The sequence below is a fragment of the Peribacillus sp. NPDC097284 genome (assembly GCF_044761765.1).
GTDB lineage: Bacteria > Bacillota > Bacilli > Bacillales > DSM-1321 > Peribacillus.
Window position 1 is genome coordinate 176,949 of record NZ_JBIWCZ010000004.1, and the last position, 20,137, is coordinate 197,085.

General features: G+C 43.1%; 19 protein-coding genes, 1 pseudogene and 1 riboswitch. Of the genes and pseudogenes, 9 read left to right on the forward strand and 11 right to left on the reverse strand.

The genetic code is table 11. The features are described from left to right. The first annotated feature begins 26 nt into the window (after positions 1-26). From mreBH to ACIQXU_RS10825, 6 genes are all read left to right on the forward strand, one after another. Positions 27-1,031 (forward strand): rod-share determining protein MreBH, encoded by a 1,005-nt coding sequence (gene mreBH, locus ACIQXU_RS10800; protein ID WP_402958904.1) that lies wholly within the window; start codon positions 27-29, stop codon positions 1,029-1,031. Between the two features lie 125 nt (positions 1,032-1,156). Then, entirely contained in the window at positions 1,157-1,834 is a 678-nt protein-coding gene (locus ACIQXU_RS10805; RefSeq protein ID WP_402989148.1) for a hypothetical protein, read from the forward strand. A gap of 79 nt (positions 1,835-1,913) precedes the next feature. Continuing rightward, complete coding sequence (locus tag ACIQXU_RS10810; RefSeq protein WP_402958900.1) at positions 1,914-2,477, forward strand: tyrosine-type recombinase/integrase; 564 nt, start codon at positions 1,914-1,916, stop codon at positions 2,475-2,477. A 51-nt stretch (positions 2,478-2,528) separates the two neighbouring features. Then, positions 2,529-3,026, forward strand: coding sequence for a cation:proton antiporter regulatory subunit (locus ACIQXU_RS10815; RefSeq protein ID WP_402871825.1), 498 nt, complete (start codon positions 2,529-2,531; stop codon positions 3,024-3,026). A gap of 6 nt (positions 3,027-3,032) precedes the next feature. Then, entirely contained in the window at positions 3,033-4,256 is a 1,224-nt protein-coding gene (locus tag ACIQXU_RS10820) for a cation:proton antiporter (protein WP_402871828.1), read from the forward strand. Positions 4,257-4,509: 253 nt separating this feature from the next. Beyond that, positions 4,510-5,376 (forward strand): YihY/virulence factor BrkB family protein, encoded by an 867-nt coding sequence (locus ACIQXU_RS10825; protein ID WP_402871831.1) that lies wholly within the window; start codon positions 4,510-4,512, stop codon positions 5,374-5,376. Positions 5,377-5,422: 46 nt separating this feature from the next. On the opposite strand, the gene ACIQXU_RS10830 is transcribed toward ACIQXU_RS10825, so the two are convergent. The 5 genes from ACIQXU_RS10830 to ACIQXU_RS10850 all read right to left on the reverse strand — a co-directional run bounded on the left by ACIQXU_RS10830 (position 5,423) and on the right by ACIQXU_RS10850 (position 10,511). Continuing rightward, positions 5,423-6,397 carry a FecCD family ABC transporter permease gene (locus tag ACIQXU_RS10830; RefSeq protein ID WP_402989409.1) on the reverse strand — a complete coding sequence of 325 codons (975 nt, stop codon included), beginning with the start codon at positions 6,395-6,397 and terminating at the stop codon, positions 5,423-5,425. Positions 6,398-6,416: 19 nt separating this feature from the next. Beyond that, entirely contained in the window at positions 6,417-7,415 is a 999-nt protein-coding gene (locus ACIQXU_RS10835; protein WP_402989150.1) for a FecCD family ABC transporter permease, read from the reverse strand. Between the two features lie 11 nt (positions 7,416-7,426). Continuing rightward, complete coding sequence (locus tag ACIQXU_RS10840) at positions 7,427-8,359, reverse strand: ABC transporter substrate-binding protein (RefSeq protein WP_402871870.1); 933 nt, start codon at positions 8,357-8,359, stop codon at positions 7,427-7,429. Positions 8,360-8,361: 2 nt separating this feature from the next. Continuing rightward, positions 8,362-9,150, reverse strand: a complete 789-nt coding sequence (locus tag ACIQXU_RS10845) for an ABC transporter ATP-binding protein (protein ID WP_402871873.1) — start codon at positions 9,148-9,150, stop codon at positions 8,362-8,364. Positions 9,151-9,341: 191 nt separating this feature from the next. Then, positions 9,342-10,511, reverse strand: a complete 1,170-nt coding sequence (locus ACIQXU_RS10850; protein ID WP_402871875.1) for a DHH family phosphoesterase — start codon at positions 10,509-10,511, stop codon at positions 9,342-9,344. A 224-nt stretch (positions 10,512-10,735) separates the two neighbouring features. Between ACIQXU_RS10850 and ACIQXU_RS10855 the strand changes: the two genes are divergently transcribed. Next, the gene (locus ACIQXU_RS10855; protein WP_402989153.1) at positions 10,736-12,241 is read left to right on the forward strand and encodes a methyl-accepting chemotaxis protein; all 1,506 of its coding nucleotides are present in this window, start codon (positions 10,736-10,738) and stop codon (positions 12,239-12,241) included. Positions 12,242-12,295: 54 nt separating this feature from the next. On the opposite strand, the gene ribH is transcribed toward ACIQXU_RS10855, so the two are convergent. The 3 genes and pseudogenes from ribH to ribE form a co-directional block, all read right to left on the reverse strand. After that, entirely contained in the window at positions 12,296-12,766 is a 471-nt protein-coding gene (gene ribH / locus ACIQXU_RS10860) for a 6,7-dimethyl-8-ribityllumazine synthase (protein ID WP_402871881.1), read from the reverse strand. Between the two features lie 63 nt (positions 12,767-12,829). Beyond that, positions 12,830-13,432 (reverse strand): annotated as a pseudogene (gene ribB, locus ACIQXU_RS10865) (3,4-dihydroxy-2-butanone-4-phosphate synthase); the annotation flags it as partial. 18 nt (positions 13,433-13,450) lie between these two features. Continuing rightward, complete coding sequence (ribE, locus tag ACIQXU_RS10870; protein ID WP_402989155.1) at positions 13,451-14,089, reverse strand: riboflavin synthase; 639 nt, start codon at positions 14,087-14,089, stop codon at positions 13,451-13,453. A gap of 148 nt (positions 14,090-14,237) precedes the next feature. Continuing rightward, a riboswitch (FMN riboswitch) is annotated at positions 14,238-14,368 on the reverse strand. Positions 14,369-14,657: 289 nt separating this feature from the next. On the opposite strand from ribE, the gene ACIQXU_RS10875 reads away from it, so the two are divergent. Then, on the forward strand, positions 14,658-15,248 hold the full coding sequence (locus tag ACIQXU_RS10875) for a GNAT family N-acetyltransferase (RefSeq protein ID WP_402871885.1): 591 nt from the start codon (positions 14,658-14,660) through the stop codon (positions 15,246-15,248). 224 nt (positions 15,249-15,472) lie between these two features. Further along, the gene (locus ACIQXU_RS10880; protein WP_402989158.1) at positions 15,473-16,201 is read left to right on the forward strand and encodes a tryptophan-rich sensory protein; all 729 of its coding nucleotides are present in this window, start codon (positions 15,473-15,475) and stop codon (positions 16,199-16,201) included. Between the two features lie 26 nt (positions 16,202-16,227). Here ACIQXU_RS10880 and megL read toward each other — a convergent pair whose 3' ends face one another. The 3 genes from megL to ACIQXU_RS10895 form a co-directional block, all read right to left on the reverse strand. Next, entirely contained in the window at positions 16,228-17,403 is a 1,176-nt protein-coding gene (gene megL, locus ACIQXU_RS10885; protein WP_402871894.1) for a methionine gamma-lyase, read from the reverse strand. A 265-nt stretch (positions 17,404-17,668) separates the two neighbouring features. Further along, positions 17,669-18,805, reverse strand: coding sequence for a DEAD/DEAH box helicase (locus ACIQXU_RS10890; RefSeq protein ID WP_402989160.1), 1,137 nt, complete (start codon positions 18,803-18,805; stop codon positions 17,669-17,671). A 51-nt stretch (positions 18,806-18,856) separates the two neighbouring features. Next, positions 18,857-20,131 carry an ATP-binding protein gene (locus ACIQXU_RS10895; protein ID WP_402989162.1) on the reverse strand — a complete coding sequence of 425 codons (1,275 nt, stop codon included), beginning with the start codon at positions 20,129-20,131 and terminating at the stop codon, positions 18,857-18,859. Positions 20,132-20,137 lie beyond the last annotated feature (6 nt).

Consider the following 20,137-nt stretch of genomic DNA (forward strand, 5'->3'; position numbering starts at 1 on the left):
CAAAACTCTTATGGAGGGGTGACTAGATGTTAAATACAGAAATTGGTATAGACTTAGGAACGGCAAATACACTCGTTTACAGTAAAAACAAAGGAATCATATTCAATGAGCCATCTGTAGTGGCCATAGATATAGTGACTAATAAAGTGTTGGCAGTCGGCCTGGAAGCGAAGAATATGATTGGGAAGACACCTGGCCATATCGTCGCCATCCGCCCATTGAAAGACGGGGTCATTGCGGATTTCGATGTGACCGCACAAATGCTTAAGGAAATCATGAAAAAAGCTAGCAAGGCGATCGGCTTATCGATCCGTAAACCGAATGTGGTCGTATGTACGCCATCCGGTTCCACATCCGTTGAAAGAAGGGCCATTCAGGATGCGGTTAAAAATTGCGGAGCCAAACAGGTTCATCTGATCGAAGAGCCCGTTGCTGCTGCCATAGGAGCTGGACTTCCTGTAGAAGAACCGGTCGCGAATGTCATCGTCGACATTGGTGGCGGTACGACTGAGGTAGCGATCATCTCGTATGGTGGAGTCGTTTCATGTAATTCGGTCCGTATCGGTGGCGATCAACTGGATGAGGATATCTGTCAATATGTAAGAAAAAAACATAACATATTGATTGGGGAACGAACTGCCGAACAAATAAAAATGGAAATCGGCTACGCGCTCATCGACCATTCTCCATTGACCATGGAAGTCAGGGGGCGTGACCTCGTGACGGGTCTTCCAAAGCCCATTACGATTACGTCCTTGGAAGTTCAGGAAGCCATTCAAGAATCCTTGCTTCATATTTTAGAAGCCATCCGTTCCACGTTGGAAGAATGCCCTCCTGAATTAAGTGGGGACATCGTCGACCAAGGCGTGGTCCTTTCCGGGGGCGGAGCCTTGCTTAGCGGGATGCAAGATTGGTTGATGAAAGAACTCATCGTGCCCGTCGAGCTTGCCGATAGTCCGCTTGAATCTGTTGCCATTGGGACAGGTCGTTCACTCGAGATCATTACCAAATTACAAAAAGCCGTTTATTGATAGTATGCGAGAGGGAATCCTTATTAGGGGGTTCCCTCTTTTTCATGCCTAAAAAGCTATTTAGCCATGCCAGATATATTTCTTTTCCATTCAGTAAAGAATACATAAAAAAAGGAGGCCAGAATTTGGATACTTTTCTTTACTTCTTCTATCTAGCCGGATATGTGGCCCTTTTCATTTGGGGAATCACCCTCGCTAATAAAAACGGATGGCTCTCTGCTTCCAACGTTCTCTTACTCGTGATTTTCGGGCTAATCGTGGATAACACCCTGCTCGCACTCGGACGGTATATCGGAATGGGGCACTTTCTGGAATCAATCAGCTATGCCCGCTTTTGGGGACATGCCCTCTTCACGCCCACATTAGTTCTCTTTGCTTGGGATTCCCTGAAAAAGGCCGACATCGCGTGGGCCCAAAGAAAACTTGCCAAGTATATCAGTTACGTATTGGTGATCGCCCTAATATGCTTTGAATTATTCACTGAAACGCTTGGGCTTAAACTGGAGGCCGATTGGAAGTATGGGGTTTTAAGTTATACCAGTTCAGAGCCGACGAGCGGACCGCCCATCATGGTATTGATCATCTCCCTCGTACTGATTATTTCGGGGTTCTTGATCTGGCGAAAACAAAAATGGATATGGTATTTGTTAGGTACGGTCATCATGACCATCGGTAGCGCCGTTCCTCTCCCTATCAAAAGCGATGCGTACATGAACGGATTTGAACTCATCCTCCTGATTTCACTACTTGCCACGAAGCATTTACAAGACCATGAAGGGCAACGCCAAAAAACAGAGTTTTAGTAACAAGCATCATTGGATGCAATGTAACATAACTTGTGTTATAATATAATTAAGTTACATTGGTAAGAGGAGAAGAATTATGGAATATGTAGAAGCCTTTAAGGATGTCAATGAAATCAGCAAGATCAAAAGTTACTTGCGATCTCACTCCAGCCGCGATTATTTGTTATTTGTTTTAGGAATCAATACGGGAATGAAAATCAATGAGATGTTGGAAGTGACCGTGGCAAGCGTTCTCGATGAAACGGGTAAAGTTAAAGAGTTTTATGAGCACCGCTTGGAAAATGACGAGGTCACTCAAATCTATTTGAATCAGAAAGTCCGGACAGCTTTACAAGAATACATCAAAGACTCGAAAGTGATGGAAGGCCAATTTTTGTTTTTATCACCTAAGACAAAAAAACCGATCACACGCCAACAGGCACACCGAATCATCCATGATGCCGTGGAAGGTGCCGGATTGATTGGTAAATATGGGGCCAGTTCAATGCGTAAGACATTTGGATATCACGCCTATAAGCAAGGGGTCTCCCTCGCCTTAATCCAAAAGCATTACCATCATTCTAGTCCATCCGAGACACTGAAGTACATTGGCATCTCCAAGGAGAGTAAATTCAAGACGATCATCGACGTGAATTTATAGCATATTTCTATCTTTTGTAATCTCAAACCACCATTTTAAGGAGGAATTCAAGTGAAAATTAGAGAAAGCGAACTTCCTGGTATAGGCCAGAAATTCGAGATTATCACGAGAAATGATGAAAAATTAGTGATTGTCATTCACGATGATGGCCGTAGGGAGTTATACCACTTTGATACCGATCATGAGGATGTTATTTCAAGCATCACACTCAATGATCAGGAAGCGCGTCAAATGGCGTCCATCATCGGCGGTATGATTTATAAACCACAGGCACTCGAAACAATCGAAATGTCATTAGGTGACTTGGTCATCGAATGGTTCAAAGTGGAACCAGGTTCCAAAGCGATTAACCAAACGATTGGTGACATTGACATTCGTAACAATTACAACGTGACGGTTATCGCCCATTCGAAAAAAGGGAAAAAACAACTGAATAACCCAGGTCCTGATTCAATCATTGCTGCAGGCGACACGCTGGTCATCTCTGGTGAAAGAAAAGACATCAAAAATCTGATTAGAGAATTACTGACCGACGAAAGGAGTGACTAAGTACATATGGATCACTTAGTCTTCGAAGTAGGAACGGCCCTATTATTGGTTGCAGCCGCAGCTCTCATAGCAGGGAAATTCAAAATATCGAATGTACCCATCTTAATTATCGTCGGCATGTTGGTAGGACCTCATGCCCCGCATTTTGGAATGATCGATTTACGCTTCATCGAAAGTGAAGAGATCATTGCCTTCCTCGGAAGAGTCGGTATTCTTTTCCTTCTATTCTATTTAGGACTTGAATTTTCTGTAAAAAAATTGATGAAATCCGGAAAAAACATCGTGACAGGCGGATCCATCTATATTGTCATAAACGTTGGTTTAGCGATGGCTTATGGTTTCCTCATGGGTCTTCCACTGAAAGAAGTCCTCATTTTAACCGGGATCATCAGCTTTTCATCAAGTGCCATAGTAGCCAAAGTACTTGTTGATTTAAGAAGGACCGGTAATAACGAAACGGAACTTATCCTGGGAATCATCATGTTTGAAGATATATTCCTTGCCGTTTATTTATCCGTCGTATCAGGATTGGTATTAAGCTCATCCGGTTCAGTCTGGGGAACATTATTATCTACGTTTATCGCAATCGGATATATGCTATTATTTTTCGTCATCGCTCGAAAAGCATCCGGTTTCCTCAACAAATTATTCAATATTACCTCTGATGAGATTTTCATCATTGTCGTATTCGCCTTACTGTTCTTTATCGCAGGTTTCTCTGAAACGATTCATGTTGCAGAAGCAATCGGCGCATTACTGCTCGGACTCGTCTTTTCTGAAACGGAACATAGTGACCGCATCGAAAAACTTGTCATTCCTTTCAGGGACTTCTTTGGAGCCATATTCTTCTTCAGCTTTGGATTGAGTATCGATCCGACAACGCTAGGTGGAGCAGTCTGGATGGTACTTGGAGCCGTCATCATTACCATTATCGGTAACTTCGTTGCTGGTATGATTGCTGGACGTAAATCCGGTTTGTCCCATAAAGCCTCAGCCAATATCGGCTTGACGATCGTTTCACGCGGTGAATTCTCCATCATTCTCGCAAACCTAGGCATTGCTGGCGGTTTGATGCCTATCCTAACCCCGTTTGCGGCATTATATGTGCTGACATTAGCGATTCTTGGACCAGTCCTTACGAAAGAATCCAAGCATATATATAATATCCTCAATAAAATCTTCAAATGGACGCCGCCAAAAGTCCAAAAAGAACAACAAAAAGAAGGCTAATCAAAAAGGTCCAGACACCTACGTCTGGACCTTTTTCGATATTCTCTGAGTTTCTTAGATTACTAACTTGCAAGATGTGCCGACTCCCACCTAGTCATCCCTTCTTATTTTCCATCCCATAGACATGTTGGAAGAGATTTTCGAATAGTAAATGGGTAACTGCTTTACAATATTTACTCTCAGGAGGGTTAAGGTACCCGATCTGAGGGAAAAGAAGCAGATAAACGAAGAAACTTTTCAGGAGTGATGCCGATTGAATAAGTCGATTGATTTTAGCAAGAAACTCATCAAGGAAGTCAAGGAGGATCGTGTCACAGGATTGGCAGCTGAACAGGCATACTATTACCTCCTCGCACTATTCCCTTTGCTCATTTTATTGCTGTCGATTTTGCCATACTTGAACATCGATACGCAAACAGCTTTGGATACGTTAAAGACATTCATGCCATCGGAAACGATGAAAACCATCGAAGAGAATATCATCAAGATATTGAATGAACGGAATGGCGGCTTGCTGACCTTTGGTATCCTTGGTACCATCTGGTCCGCTTCGAATGGAATGAATGCATTTATTCATTCGATGAACATTGCCTATGATGTGGAAGAAACGCGCAGCTTCATCAAGGCTCGCCTCATTTCCATCCTGTTAACATTAGGATTGGTCTTTGCATTTATCGTGATGCTGGTTCTTCCCGTCTTTGGGAAAGTACTCATCGATTTAATGGAACAAGTCGTGTCCCTTCCAGAAGAAACACAAAGTCTATTCAGTATATTGCGATGGGTGATCGCCGTTGCGGTTATCTCTTTCGTGCTAGCCATTCTATACCGTTACGCACCGAATAAGAACTTCCCGTTCAAACACGTCATTCCGGGTGCAATTACGGCCACAATACTCTGGTTTGTCATCTCCATCGGTTTTTCCTTTTATGTCAGCAATTTCGCTAATTATTCGTCCACGTACGGCAGTTTAGGGGGCGTCATCGTTTTAATGTTATGGCTGTACCTGACCGGTTTGATCTTAATGCTCGGCGGCGAAATCAATGCGATTCTACACCGTCAAAATACCACACCTCAAAAGAAGTCTCGAACACTCGTACATCCCGTACCTTTAAAACGATAAAGAAAAAACCAGGTTCCTATAATGGAAACCTGGTTTTTCAATCCGATCAAGCTGTCTTCCTTAATAAGTATAGGAAGTAAGGAGCTCCGATAATAGCGACGATGATTCCAGCTGGAATGGTTTGTTCACTATAAATGATGCGGCCTATTGTATCAGCGAAAACTAAGATGGCTGCACCAATTATGGGAGATAAGAATAAAAAGCTCTGATGCTTGGAACCGACCAACTGTTTGGCGATATGAGGAGCAATCAATCCAATGAAACTAATACTCCCAACGACCGAAACCGCTGAAGCCGCCAGTGCTACCGCAATGATCAGCAAAAGGGCCCGATCCCGGTTCAGGGAAACGCCCAACCCTTTCGCCACCGTTTCATTAAGAGCGAGGAGATTCATTGCCTTTTGCTTCCAAAGTAAAAACGGTATCGCCACCAGTAGCCAGGGAAGAAGCGCTAGAATAAAGGGCCAATCGGCTCCCCATATATTCCCTGCGAGCCATTTGGAGATGAATTGGACATCCTCCTGTTTAGCGCCTGAAACCAAGATGATCATTAATCCCGATAACGCCGAGGCAAACCCGACACCCATCAGCACGAGCTTGATCGGCTGGATACCGTTTTTCCTGTCCAACGTGAAGAGGACGATCAGCCCGGCTGTAATGATCCCACCTAAGAAACCTACTGCCGGTAACTGATAGGTATAGGAGTCTAAATTGGCGTCAACGAACAAGTAAAATAAGGTAATTGCAACCCCTGCTCCAGCATTGATACCGATAATACCTGGATCAGCCAGATCATTTTTGGTCAATGTCTGTAAAATGGCACCGGATAATGCCAGCGACATCCCTGCTAAAGTTAGGACCAGGACGCGAGGAAACCGAACGGAAAAGAGAATGAATTCCTCTTTGAATGTCCCATCCCCCAATATCGTCGGAATGATTTGAGAGATACCGACTGAGGAAGGTCCTAAGCTGATGCCGGCAAGGATACTTATGATCAGTAAAAGGGTCGTTAAGCTATACATCCATCGTACATTACTTTTTTTACGCAAAGAAAGTTCGACCTCCTTTCTTTACCAAGACCAGGAAGAATAGGAACCCGATTAATGAGACCAATGCAACAATGGGGATTTCCAATGGAGCAATTACGATTCTACTAATGAAATCCGTTAGAACCATGAAGGCCCCGCCGATTATAATCGACATCGGGATGATCAAACGGTAATCCGCCCCCACGATCTTCCGGACGATATGTGGAATGAATAAGCCCACGAACGACAAATTCCCTATCAGGGCTACTGCCGTTCCTGCTAAAACGATGACCACGAACATCAAAATCACTTTGATCTTCTTCGTCTTCTGTCCAAGCCCTTTCGCCACTTCTTCATTTAAGCTAAGGACGGTCAATGGTTTGCTATAGACAGTCGCCAACACTAAACCAAAGATGATGAAGGGGACAATGATCAAAGCATCCCATGTTGTGCTGATCAACCCTCCAGCCGTCCATGTACTGACATTTTTCGATACATTGAAAAGAATGGCTATACCACTTGAAATGGCCTGTAAAAAGAGAGAAACGGCCGCTCCCGCTAAAACGAGCTTTAGCGGAGATAAACCGTTTCTAGACGTGATACCTATTCCAAATACAAGTAGCATACCAATCATTGCACCTATAAAAGAACTGAACATAAGCATTAAGAAGGTGATTCCGGGAATGAAGGCCAAGACCAGGGTAAGAGCTAAAGTAGCACCTGAAGTCAGACCGAGTAGACCCGGATCGGCAAGAGGATTCCTTGTCATCCCTTGCATGATGGCCCCGGCAACTGCCAACGCGGCTCCCACGAAGAATGCCGCGATGACACGAGGAAGACGAATTTCTCTTAGCACATCATAATAGGGTCCACCGCTTCTTCCGATAACAGCTTCATATAAATCTTGAAAACTCGTATTTGCTGCACCATACCCTAACGCCAAGACCACGACCACCATCAAAACAACGAACGATAAAACCATTTTGCTTATAATAGAATAGGAGACTTTCATCGAATCTCCCCTTATTTACCTAGAAAAGATTCTTCGAAGAAGTCTAGTTGTTTATCGAAAGAATGGGCATCGGCGAAATAGAATGCAGAACCTTCCGCATAAAATACCTTTTTATCTTTAACCGCCGGTATTTTGTTGTACCAAGTAGAGTCCATGAATGAAGTATCTTGTCCTTCTTTCACTAAATTAAGAACTAAATAATCCCCAACATAGTCACCTAATACTTCTTCGGAAATTCCAAAAAATCCAGGCTCAAGGGCAACATCTTTAACAGCCTTTGGCATGTTCAATCCCATTTCCTGATACAGGATTTCCGTTCCACGTCCCCAGCTATCGCCAAATAAATAGATTTGCTTATCAGAGTTACCAGCAACCGTTATAGTAGCATCTTCTCCGATTTTATCTTTGATTTTGTCTCCTACTACTTTCGAACGTGCTTGGAAATCTTTAACCCACTTAGTCATTTCCTCTTCTTTATTGACTACTTTACCCACTTCGATACGTTGGTCGATGTAATTCAAAGCACCGTATGTGAAGATTACGGTTGGTGCAATTTCTTGTAATTTTTTAACGTCTTCCACATCATTAGAACCGATGATCAAATCTGGATCAAGTTCAATGATTTTCTCATAATCCGTGCTCGCTACCACTTCAGCATCCGGATATTTTTTAGCGAAATCCGGGTTATCTTTTGACCATGAATCCATACCTACTACGTTGATACCCATTTCCATTAAATCTCCCACGAATAACGATAAAACGACTACGCGTTTTGGATCGGCGGGAACTTTAACCGTACCGTTTTCCGATTTATAGCTGATCGTACCCGATTTTTTTGCATCATCCTTGCCTTGCGATGTTTCTTTAGTCGATGATTCATCATTTCCACAAGCCGTTAAAATAACCATTAATGCTGCAACTAAGAATAAAAGCCATTTTTTCATGTTCATTCTCCTTTTATTAGATCGTATGTGATGCAAACTGGTTTACCTGTACGGGGGTCTTTACTGATTTCCGCGTCAATTTTAAACACTTTCTTCAGTACATCTGGACTCATCACTTCTTCTGGTGTGCCCGCTTTTATTAAATTCCCACTCTCAAGAGCGATCATGAAATGTGAAAACCGGGCTGCATGATTCAAATCATGTAGAACCATCACAATGGTCCGATTTTCCTTTTCATTCAAGTTCTGCAAAAGTTCCAATACTTCAAGTTGATGGGCCATGTCCAGATAGGTTGTAGGCTCATCCAAAAAAATGATGTCCGTGTTTTGCGCAAGTGCCAAGGCAATCCACACCCGCTGTTTTTGACCTCCGGAAAGTTCATCTACAGAGTTGTGTCTAAATTCATATGTATTAGTAGACTTCATGGCCCAATCAATGATTTCTTTGTCTTCTTTTTTTAGGCCACCGAACCCTGATTGATATGGAAAACGACCATATGAAACCAGTTCCTCGACTAAAAGTCCTACTGCACTATCCTGTGTTTGTGGCAAGATCGACAGTTCCCTCGCCAATTCTTTCGTATTCTTTTTTTGTATTTCTGCTCCATCAAGAAAGACCTGTCCATTTTGATAGGGAATGATTCTTGTTAAAGCTTTTAATAACGTTGATTTTCCACACCCATTAGATCCTATGATTGTAGTAATTTGGCCATCGGGAATTTCAATCGTCAAGCCGTTAACGATCACTTTTTTGTCGTATCCAACTTCAACGTTACTAACGTTCATTCGCATGTAATCATTACCTCCCCTTTCACGCTGAAATTGATAATCGTTATCAACTACTTAACAATAAGATTATTCAGTATAATCGAATCTTTGTCAAGCGTTTTTAGGAGAAAAGAACTAAGGTACTACCCTCGTTTTTTTCCCTCCATATAACAACTGCAAATAACAGCCGCCCAAATTTGGACAGCTGCATTGCCTTACCCTCTATTCACAAACTCTTCGTATCTTTCATCGTTCGCAAGCCAGGCTACATATTTACGTTTCGTGTATTTTTCCGCTTCCTCGAACGTATCAAACGATTTCTTTATCAGTTTTCCATTCACTTCAATGATCCACTCTTCTTCTTCATCATTTTCATAAATGAAGATATCCTGTTTATCTCTCGTTGAATATAGGCAACCTTCTGGTGAATTCTTCACATTCAATTGGTTCTTATGAGCGTCGCGCTTAATCGGTTCAGAGAAGAAGGTCTTCTCGACGAATTGGCTGTATGCTTTTTCGGACATCGTACAACCTGCGGCTTTTTGATGGCCGCCCCCATCATATTTCCCTGCAACCTCAGCTACATCTATCTCATCATGGATGGTGCGGAAACTGATTCTTTTGCTTCCGACCATAAGGATCGCAATATAATCGAGATGGGAAAATTCTTTTGATAGCTCATTACCCAATTCTGAATGATAAGACTCGGCATGGACCACCCCAACTGTATGAGGACCGACCGTAGCCTGATACACTTCTCTTTTTTTCCTATTTATGTACCGATCCACACGACTCTCTTCCACTCCCAAAAGAGTCTGTTCCACTTCATCAAACGCGAAGCTTTCAGCTGATGAGAGCTTATGTGCAATCTTCGTTTCGAATTCTTCAATCGGAATCATGAAGAATAAGTCATTCAACCGTTTGGCCGTTACATTATTATTGGCCTGCCATTCCCATGTATCATATTGTCGAACCAATTCAACGAATTCAGAGAAAATCCGGGAAGGCTCCAGCCACTTTTGATCCACCGCATATTGATAGAATAAAGAAGTGGCTGCCGTTTGTTTGCCGTCTTCCTGTTCAACCGTAACAGATGCCCAGTCATGTTCATTCAAATGCAGCGCCGACTTATGATGGTCGATTAAAAGTGCATGTCCTCCATCTTCAACGAATTGCGTAATCATTTTTTCATTATCTTCATTTACCGAAAGATCGGTAACAATCAATGTATCCTCGATATTCGCCTGCTCAAGAAATGCTTCGACATTCTGATTAAGGCGGCCGATTGAATTGTAGCTAACTACCACGTCTTCCCCGAATGCAAGCTTCGCGACGATTCCGCAGCCGACCCCGTCTAAATCATTATGTGTAAAAAGATAGTACACATAAACCCCTCCTAAAAACTAATATATTTACTTTTCCCTAAGAAATGATTTTCAATTGCAATCTTTACAATTGTAGCATAATCACATCCGACTATTTTAACACGGTTCCACCCAAAACCGCTTTGAACGTAAAAAAAAATCGACCACCTTCAATTTTTTTCTTTATTTTGTAATATTTACATCGTAATATAGATGAGTTACTAAATAGAAATCGAGGTATGACAATGTATCAGTTCAGATCAGATCGTGCATCAAGAGAAATAATAAATAACTCAAGACACTCGGCCATCATCATCTATACACTATTCACGATTGCTGCCGGCCTCCTATTATCATTCACAGTCGGCATACCGACTCTAAACATTGGAATCATTGCCCTTTTTAGCATCATCCCCGCCGTTGTGGCCTCCATTTTGATCAAGCAAAAAAAATGGACACTCGGGGTGCCCTATCTTATCGGCATCACGATCAACCTTTTATTCGCTTCGATCATCATCCAGTCTAGCAGCCCTTTGTCATTGGTCCTGTTATATCTAGGGCTTCTTTTTGCGTCCATTTATTACGATTATTATCATGTCATCTTGTCGATCGTCCTATATTCAGGGTTCCTGATTTACCTGATTTTATGGTCAGAACCTTTTTCCATGGTTTTATCTGAAAAGGGCGTCACTGTACTTGGTATCATTCTTTTATTTATTTTAACTGCCATTTTATCCGTCTTTTTCAGTTTAATCGGTAGTGCTTCGATTAATGTCGCCTTGGTCGAGCTTGCAAAGAGCCGACAAGCGGAAATCAAGACAAAGGACATGCTTGACGAAATCACAAAATCCGTTCATGGATTGACCGACTTTTACAATGAGTTGCAAGCCAATGTCCAAGTCACTGGAAATATCTCCAAGGAAATCACGAATGCCTTTATAGAAGTCACAAGGAATATTGAATCCCAAGCATTAAGCGCCAATGAAGTGAAAGATTCCATCGATTCATTCGATGTAGAAGTTCAACAGGCCACCCTTGCATCCGATAAAATGAAAGTCCATACGGTAGAAAATGAATCCAGCACCAAAGATGGACGTCAGGCGATGATCATCCTTGCCCAAGATATTATATCCGTGGGGGAAAAGGCTAAACAGACCGCCTTCTTAATGGAAGAATTGAATCAACAAAATAAGCAGATCCAAACGATTCTGGCATCAATCGAAGACATCTCGGACCAAACAAACTTAATTTCCTTGAATGCCTCCATCGAGGCGGCACGAGCGGGGGAACATGGGAAGAGCTTTGCCGTGGTTGCGGATGAGATCAGGAAGCTTGCTGTAAACAGCCGACAGGCAACCAATCAAATCCAGCAAATCTTACATCATATCTCCATCAAGTCTAATGAGGTGACAGATGGCGTGAATCAGAGCTTGGACGTTGCAGGCATGATAAAGGATAAGTCCGAAGATGTCGAACACGTTTTCAAAGAGATGGAAGGAAACACGCTCCAAGTCATGGAACAATCGATCAAACTTCAAACCATGCTTCAAGCTTTGACGCAAAACTCGAGTACGGCAACGAATGAAGTGACCAATATTGCCAGCATCGTACAGGAAAATGCCGCTTCCCTTGAGGAAGTCGCCGCGAGCGTGGTGGATCAGAATACCCTCATTACCCAAATGGAAAGTAATTTCTCCAGTTTTGAAGACCTTTTAAGAAGCCTGGAAAAGCTGACAGTCAGCGAGAAGTAATTTGTTCAAGAAGAAAGCCGCGGATGGTTGCCCTTCCGCGGCTTTCTATCTAATTTATTGTTCAATCAGTTTTCCAAGGTTCGCCATTTCTATGGCACTGACCGCTGCTTCATATCCTTTATTTCCCGATTTCGTGCCGGCCCGTTCAATGGCCTGCTCGATATTTTCCGTCGTCAATAATCCGAAGATGACCGGAACGCCGGTATCCAAAGCAACGGAGGCCATTCCTTTCGCTGCTTCATTGCAGACATAATCATAATGCGAAGTAGAACCTCTGATGACCGTCCCTAATCCAATCACTGCGTCGTATTTCCCCGTGTTCACAAGTTTCTTGGCAATGAGCGGCAATTCAAATGCTCCTGGCACCCAAGCGATGTCCACGTCATCTTCGTCAACACCGTGGCGTTTCAGACCATCCAATGCTCCGCCCAATAGCTTGCTTGTAATGAACTCATTGAACCTTCCAACCACGATTCCCACTTTCAGTCCCGATCCGATTAATTGTGCTTCGATAATTTTCCCCATGTCTATTTCCTCCTCATTTTAAAAACATCATGCATTTTGAATGTATACCTGTTCTTGCGATGATTCCTTTTGCTTACGGTATTGTACCAAGTCCGCAATCGTAATGAATTTCAGGTTGAATTTATCCGCAATTAGTTCCAAGTCGGATACACGTGCCATGCTTCCATCTTCATTCATGATTTCACAAATGACACCTGCTGGAGCAGCCCCACATAACTTGGCCAAGTCGACGGAGGCTTCCGTATGTCCCGTGCGGCTTAACACGCCCCCTGCCTTGGCTATCAACGGAAAAGTGTGCCCCGGGCGTTGAAAGTCCTCGGCAACCGAATCTTCCTTCAAGAGCTCGAGAATGGTCAGGGACCGTTCGAACGCACTGATACCTGTAGACGTGCTTTTATGATCGATACTTACGGTGAAGGCCGTCCCATGATGATCGGTGTTATCATTGACCATCGGATGCAAGTTCAGCTTTTTCGCCAACTGTTCGGTAATCGTCGTACAAATCAACCCACGGCCATGCGTCGCCATAAAGTTGATGGCTTCGGGTGTCGCCTTTTCTGCAAGCACCACGAAATCTCCTTCATTTTCGCGGTCTTCATCATCGGAAATGATGATTACTTTCCCAGCTTTCAAATCTTCAATCGCTTCTTCAATGGTATGGAACATCCTGTACACCTCCATTTATTAGAATCCATGCTTAGACAAGAATGCTAAATCCAGTCCTGGTTTTGATTCGCTGTTTTTCATTTGATGTATGATATATTTCCCTAACATGTCGTTTTCAATGTTTACGATATCGCCTGCCGCCTTCCTGCCCAAAATGGTATCCTGATGGGTCAAGGGAATGAGTGATACAGTCAGCAAATTTCCCTCGATGCCGAATATCGTCAAGCTTGTCCCATCGATGGCAACAGATCCTTTTGGCATACAGTATGTACTGAGCCCTTCTTCCAGTTGGATCACATAATAGACGGCATTTTCTTTTCGTTCTTTTTTCATGATGGTGCCCGTTCCATCGATATGACCTGAAACGAAATGGCCGCCGAAACGTCCATTAGCACTCATCGCACGTTCAAGATTCACTTCTGAACCTGGTTTCAATGTCCGAATCGATGAAGCTTTCACCGTTTCCGGCATCACATCGACCGTAAATAAAGTCTGTGTGAAGGAAGTCACCGTCAAACAGACCCCGTTAACGGAAATGCTGTCTCCAAGATGGACATCTTCCAGTACTTTCTTAGAGGAAATGGCCAGTTCCATGCTGCTTCTTCCCTTTTTCATGGAATGAACCGTGCCGATCTCCTCAATGATTCCGGTAAACATAGTTTCTCCCCCTTTTATACACATATAAAAAACCCCTTAGGATGGCCTAAGGAGTTAGCAGGAGAAATGAGTGAAAAAAATGGTATACCTAATAAACCCATCATTTCATATTCTGAAAAAATAGGCGTACGTATACACTTGGATTTCACACGTCCTTCTCCCATCCAGACTGTACTGTCGGCTTTGGATTCTCACCAAATCCTGCCTTTATCAGGCTCGCGGGCTTAGAATTGCTTCATCACCGCCGGTTGGGATTTTCACCCGACCCCGAAGGACTAACTATTTTTTTGAATCTTCCATTATTTTAACACTCTAAAGTACGGATGTAAAACATCTATCCTAAAATGAATCGATAGTTGCAAGCACTTCCTATAAGAAAAAGGAGGAAACGATCCTATGTAAGCGACTATAGCCGTGGTGCTTACATATCAATAGATCCCTGCCATCATATGAATCTCGTATACACGATCCGAGAGTGAGATGCTAAAATTTGATTCCATTATTTTCTTATAAATGTGACATATCATGATATAATAATTGGAAAATCAAGAATAAATGGGGAATTCAAATGGGAAAGACAAACCTTTTAATGGTTCAGCACAATCATATCGAAAGTGAGCGTATCATCTTACGTCCGGTTTCGCTTGATGATGCTGAGGATATGTATGAATATACATCTGATGAAGAAACGACACGTTACCTTTACGACAAACATAAAGATTTGGACCAGACTAAGAACTTCATAGCGAACTATTTCTTGGAAGAGCCTATCGGCAAATATGCACTCGTGTTAAAGGAAGACAACAAAATGATTGGGGCTATCGAATTCAGAGTGCATGAATCGAACAAATGTGGAGAACTGGGTTATACTTTAAACCGGAATTTCTGGGGTAAAGGCTATATGACCGAAGCGGGAAAATCAATACTGGAATTAGCCTTCAATGTTTTGGATTTGGAGCGAGTATTTGCTGAATGTGATGTGATAAATGCCGCATCCGGGAAAGTATTGGATCGCTTAGGCATGAAGTGTGAAGGGATTCACCGTAAAAGCCACATGACGAAGGGTACATTATTAGACAGCGCCTATTATTCCATATTAAAAGAAGAATATGTAACCCCCGAAAAAAAGGATGAAACGGTTGTTAACGCTAAATCCTAATTTCACTAATTAATTAAACACCCTTAAAGGACCTTGCTGCAATAAAAGTAGCAAGGTCCTTATTTTTTAGACGTGTTGTACCTTTATCCCTTTACAGACAATTGAATACCATCTTTTCTCCACTAAGTAAGAATCCTTCCTTCCGATGTGCTAAAAAAGGTTATCTCTCCAATTTAAAAGGAATAAGATAATATGTCCCAATTTCATTCAAAGGAGGAAGACACATGCTAATTGTTCTTATCAACCTTGTTGCCTATCTATTCGTCATCACGATGAACTTCCTGGCTAATTACCTTCCCTTCAACGGCCAAACCTCAGGGGAAGTTTCCGGGAAACTGGACGTTCTTTTTACCCCAGCCGGCTATGTATTCTCGATATGGGGATTGATTTATTTTCTTCTTGCCATCTGGGTAGCCAGACAGTTTATGGGGAAACACAAAACAAGTCCCGCATATATGGTCTCTTTCCCATGGTTCGCCTTAAGCTGTATATTTAACGGAGCCTGGCTATTAGCTTGGCATTACGAATACTTCCTGTTATCCGTCATCATCATCATTACACTTTTATTGACCTTGATTGTCATTTACACAAACATTATAAAAGTGAGGCATGCCTTTCTCGACTTGATGCCCTTTTCCGTCTATCTAGGATGGGTGAGCGTCGCGACCATTGCTAACATTTCCTACTATCTGACCTATATCGGCTGGAATGGTTTCGGGATTTCCGATGTAGCATGGACCATCGCCCTCTTACTCGTAGCCACGGCTCTGGCATTCATCTTTGCCATCAAAAACAAGGACTGGTGCTACCCACTCGTCTTCGTCTGGGCCATCATCGGAATCGGCGTAAGGAACAGCACGCCCCATCCGACAATCACCACCACATCCTATATCCTGGCCACCCTCATCCTCATCCTATCCATAACCGTCCTGATCAGGAACCTCAGGAAATAATTCAGGAAATAAAAGGGGTCAGACCCCTAAAACGCCTGTTCAAGGTCAGACCAGATGTCATGCCAGGATTCTAGGCCGACGGAGAGCCGTATGAGTTGGTCGGTGATGCCCATCTGCGTTCTTGATTCTTTTGGGATGGACGAGTGTGTCATCGTAGCGGGATGCTGGATCAAGGATTCAGCGTCTCCTAGGCTGACCGCGATTTTTATAAGCTTCAAGTTATTGAGGAATCGTTGGGCATCCTGTTTTGTCCCCTCCAGTTCAAAGGAAATCATGCCTCCACCGGATTTCATCTGTTTTTCCATGATCCGATAATCCCCTGATTCTGCGTCGCCTGGATAATAGACGGCCTTAACCCGTTGATGCTGTTTCAGCATGCGAAAGATCTCCGTTGCATTAGAAGCGTGACGATCCATCCTGACTGGCAACGTCTTCAATCCCCGCAACAGCAACCATGCATCAAATGGCGAAATAATCCCTCCGATATCCTTTTGTGTTGTCATGGCCACCTGATTGATAAACTCCTTCTTTCCGACAATCAGACCCGCGACAACGTCCCCATGTCCACAAAGATACTTCGTAGCACTATGAAGGACGACATCACATCCAAATTCCAGTGGCTTCTGTAAATATGGAGTGGAAAACGTATTATCGACCACAACAGGTACATTATTCTCCTTGGCGACTTTCATGACCAATGCTAAATCGATCATTTTCATCGTCGGATTAATCGGCGTCTCAACATAGATGCAGGTCGTATTCGGACGGATCATGCTCCTTAGCTGGTCCTCCGTTTCCATATCGCAAAAATCGTGGGTGATCCGGTATTTTTCCTCCATCAGTTGAAGAAGGCCGAAAGTACATCCATACAACCCTTTTGAACAAACGATATGGTCATCGGCTTTGGTCAAAGCAAAAAGGACCGCAGACACGGCAGCCATCCCTGAACTGAACGCAAGTCCCGCTTCCCCGCCTTCCAAGGCCGCAATCTTCTCTTCCAGCACCCGAACCGTCGGATTTCCCAGCCTCGAGTAAATGTATCCATCTTCTAAACCAGCAAACCGGTTCTCCCCTTGTTCGGCTGTATCGAACGTAAATGTCGAGGTTTGAAACAAAGGTGTGGTCAAGCTTCCTAAATGCTCCTTCGAATCATATCCTTCATGAATCACAGCTGTTTCAATATGCTTATATTTCTCTCCCATTCTAACTCCCCCTATCCAAATAGCTATATCTATCATATGTTAAAAAAACATATTTTGGAAGCGTTTTCAATGTAAGTCGCCTGGGCATTCGTACAGGATCAGTCCTGTTGCCCTTGTTAATCATCCACAAAGCTTGTGAAGCGGCCAGTTTTCCTTTAAAAAGCTTGCAATTCTATCAAATAGGAACGTCAAATGAGGATAGCCGGATTACGCTACAGAACATAAAAAAAGAGACAGCCTTCATGGCCATCTCCATTCTTCATGCCTATTCTTCTTCTACGATATTCCCACCATAGAAAGTGACTTTCGTTAAGGGGATTTCAAGTTCGCGAGCCATTTTCTTCAACTCACGCTCTTCTCTTTCCGTCACGATCGAGATGACCGTGCCATCCGCTCCGGCACGTCCCGTTCTACCAGACCGATGAATATATTGGTCAATGTTTTCAGCCATATCAATATGAACGACGGCTGTCAGTCCTTTAATATCAAGTCCACGGGCCGCCACATCGGTTGCAATCAACATCGGTGACTTTCCAGAACGAAGCTTACGCAACGCTTTTTCACGATCGACTTTATTCGACTCCCCGTGAAGTACGCCCATTTCGATGCCTTTATAACTAAGCTTCTCATGTAACACGCTAAGCTCGGCAATATCGTTCAAAAAGGCCAATGCCTTAACATCTTTCAATCTTGTGATTTTCTCCAAGATTTTGGACTTTTCGCGTCTTTCGACTACAAAATAAAGATGATCGACCTTCGAATCCATTTTTTCACTTTTATCAACCTTGATCAATTCCGGTTCATTCATGAATCCTCGGGCCACTTTTTCCGTTTCTTCGGGAAGGGTCGCCGAGAACACCATGATTTGGCGGTCCTTAAGCGTCGTTTTGATAATATTGTTGATTGTTTGCATATGCTCGGGAATGATCAATTGATCTCCTTCATCGAGTACGATCGTTTTCACTTCATGCATCTTCAACTTCTTTTGGGCAATCAATTCATAGACACGGCCTGGTGTTCCCGCAATCACTTGTGGATGCTTCTTCAGTTTGTCCAACTGACGCTTCACATTGGCACCACCAATGAAGGCTGCTCCAGAAATACCGCTACCTTCCGACCAAATCCGAATCTCTTCATTGATCTGCATCACCAATTCCCGTGATGAAGCCAAGATTAAAGCTTGGGGGGATTTTTTTTCAGGATCTATTTTTTCAAGCAATGGCAGTAAATAAGCAAGTGTCTTTCCCGTCCCCGTTGGAGATTCGGCCATGACGTCTTTTCCTTGTGCAATGACAGGAATCGTTTTCGTTTGTACCGGCGTAAGTTGTGCAAAGCCTGACTTTTTCCAGACTTCCTGGATAAATGGCTTTCTATCGTTCAGTAATACAGGTAATTCGCTCATATCGTTCTCCTTTAATAAAAAAACTTTTCATATCCTTTATAGTACCATTTGTTATAGGGTAGTAGCCAACGGAATCCGAATTGTCACCGTCGTCCCTTTATGTTTCTCACTTTCAAATCGCATCTCACCATTCAATCGATGGACAATTTTCTGACAGATGGTAAGCCCGATTCCCGTTCCCTTTTCTTTTATCGAATAAAACGGTTCACCAATTCGCTCCAACCGCTCCGGCTCCATCCCGATCCCATTATCACTGACCATGACTATAGCATGATCATCGATGATTTGCAGGGATATGTCAATTTTTCCATTCTCATCAACAGCCTCGATGCCATTCTTGATGAGATTGATGAATAGCTGTTTAAGCTCGATCGAATCGGCCATGACTAAAACGGGGTCTGCCCCTTTCACTTCAATGGCCATCTCAATATTGTTCAGGTTCGATTCAGCTTTCATGAGTGTATACACTTGATGCAGGCAGTCCCCAAGGTCCAGCTTACGGAAGGTGACATCCTGTTTCTTGCCAAGGACGAGCAACTCGCTCGAAATGATATTGATGCGTTCAATTTCCTTTAACATGATGTCAGTATGCAACGGGTCGACTTCCTTGGTCATATCCATTAATTGCACGAACCCTTTTAATGATGTTAACGGATTTCTTATTTCATGTGCCACTGCTGCCGAGAGATGCCCGATGACGGAGAGCTTTTCAGACATGATCATCAATTCCTCTTCACGCCGGACCTTGGTAATGTCCCGGACGATGGCATAGATTCCAAGTAACTCCTTGTGGACAATGATGGGCAAAAAGGTGACACGCATGATTCGCTTTTCGTCATCCATCCTCTGGATATTCGTTTCGAAGTGTACAGCTTCTCCCTCCAAAGACTTGATAAAATAATCAGATGCTTTTTCATTTTCGATCAAATCGATGAAGTATCCCGCTTGTTTTGCTTTTAATGCCTCACCTCGGACCCCGAGGAACTTTTCGGCTTTTGGATTAACCGACATGATCCTGCCTTCAAGATCCAATTGTAGAACACTATCTGGATTGTGCTTAAACAAGGATTGATACTGCTCATCCTTCAAGTTGAATTCCTGTTGGGACCGCAACATTTTCCCTGTCCAATACCGGATGATGACATAGAGAATGATCCCGGTTATGAATATATAGATCCACCCCTTCGAATGCTGGAACATCGCATAGGTGTGAACATTCTCTTTTGCGCGGGACATCGAGATGTAATCGGTAACAAAAATCCATAAGGCCCCAATGATCATATATATAATAGCTACTTTACCTGCAATTTTATGTGAATGGTTCATCCCGTA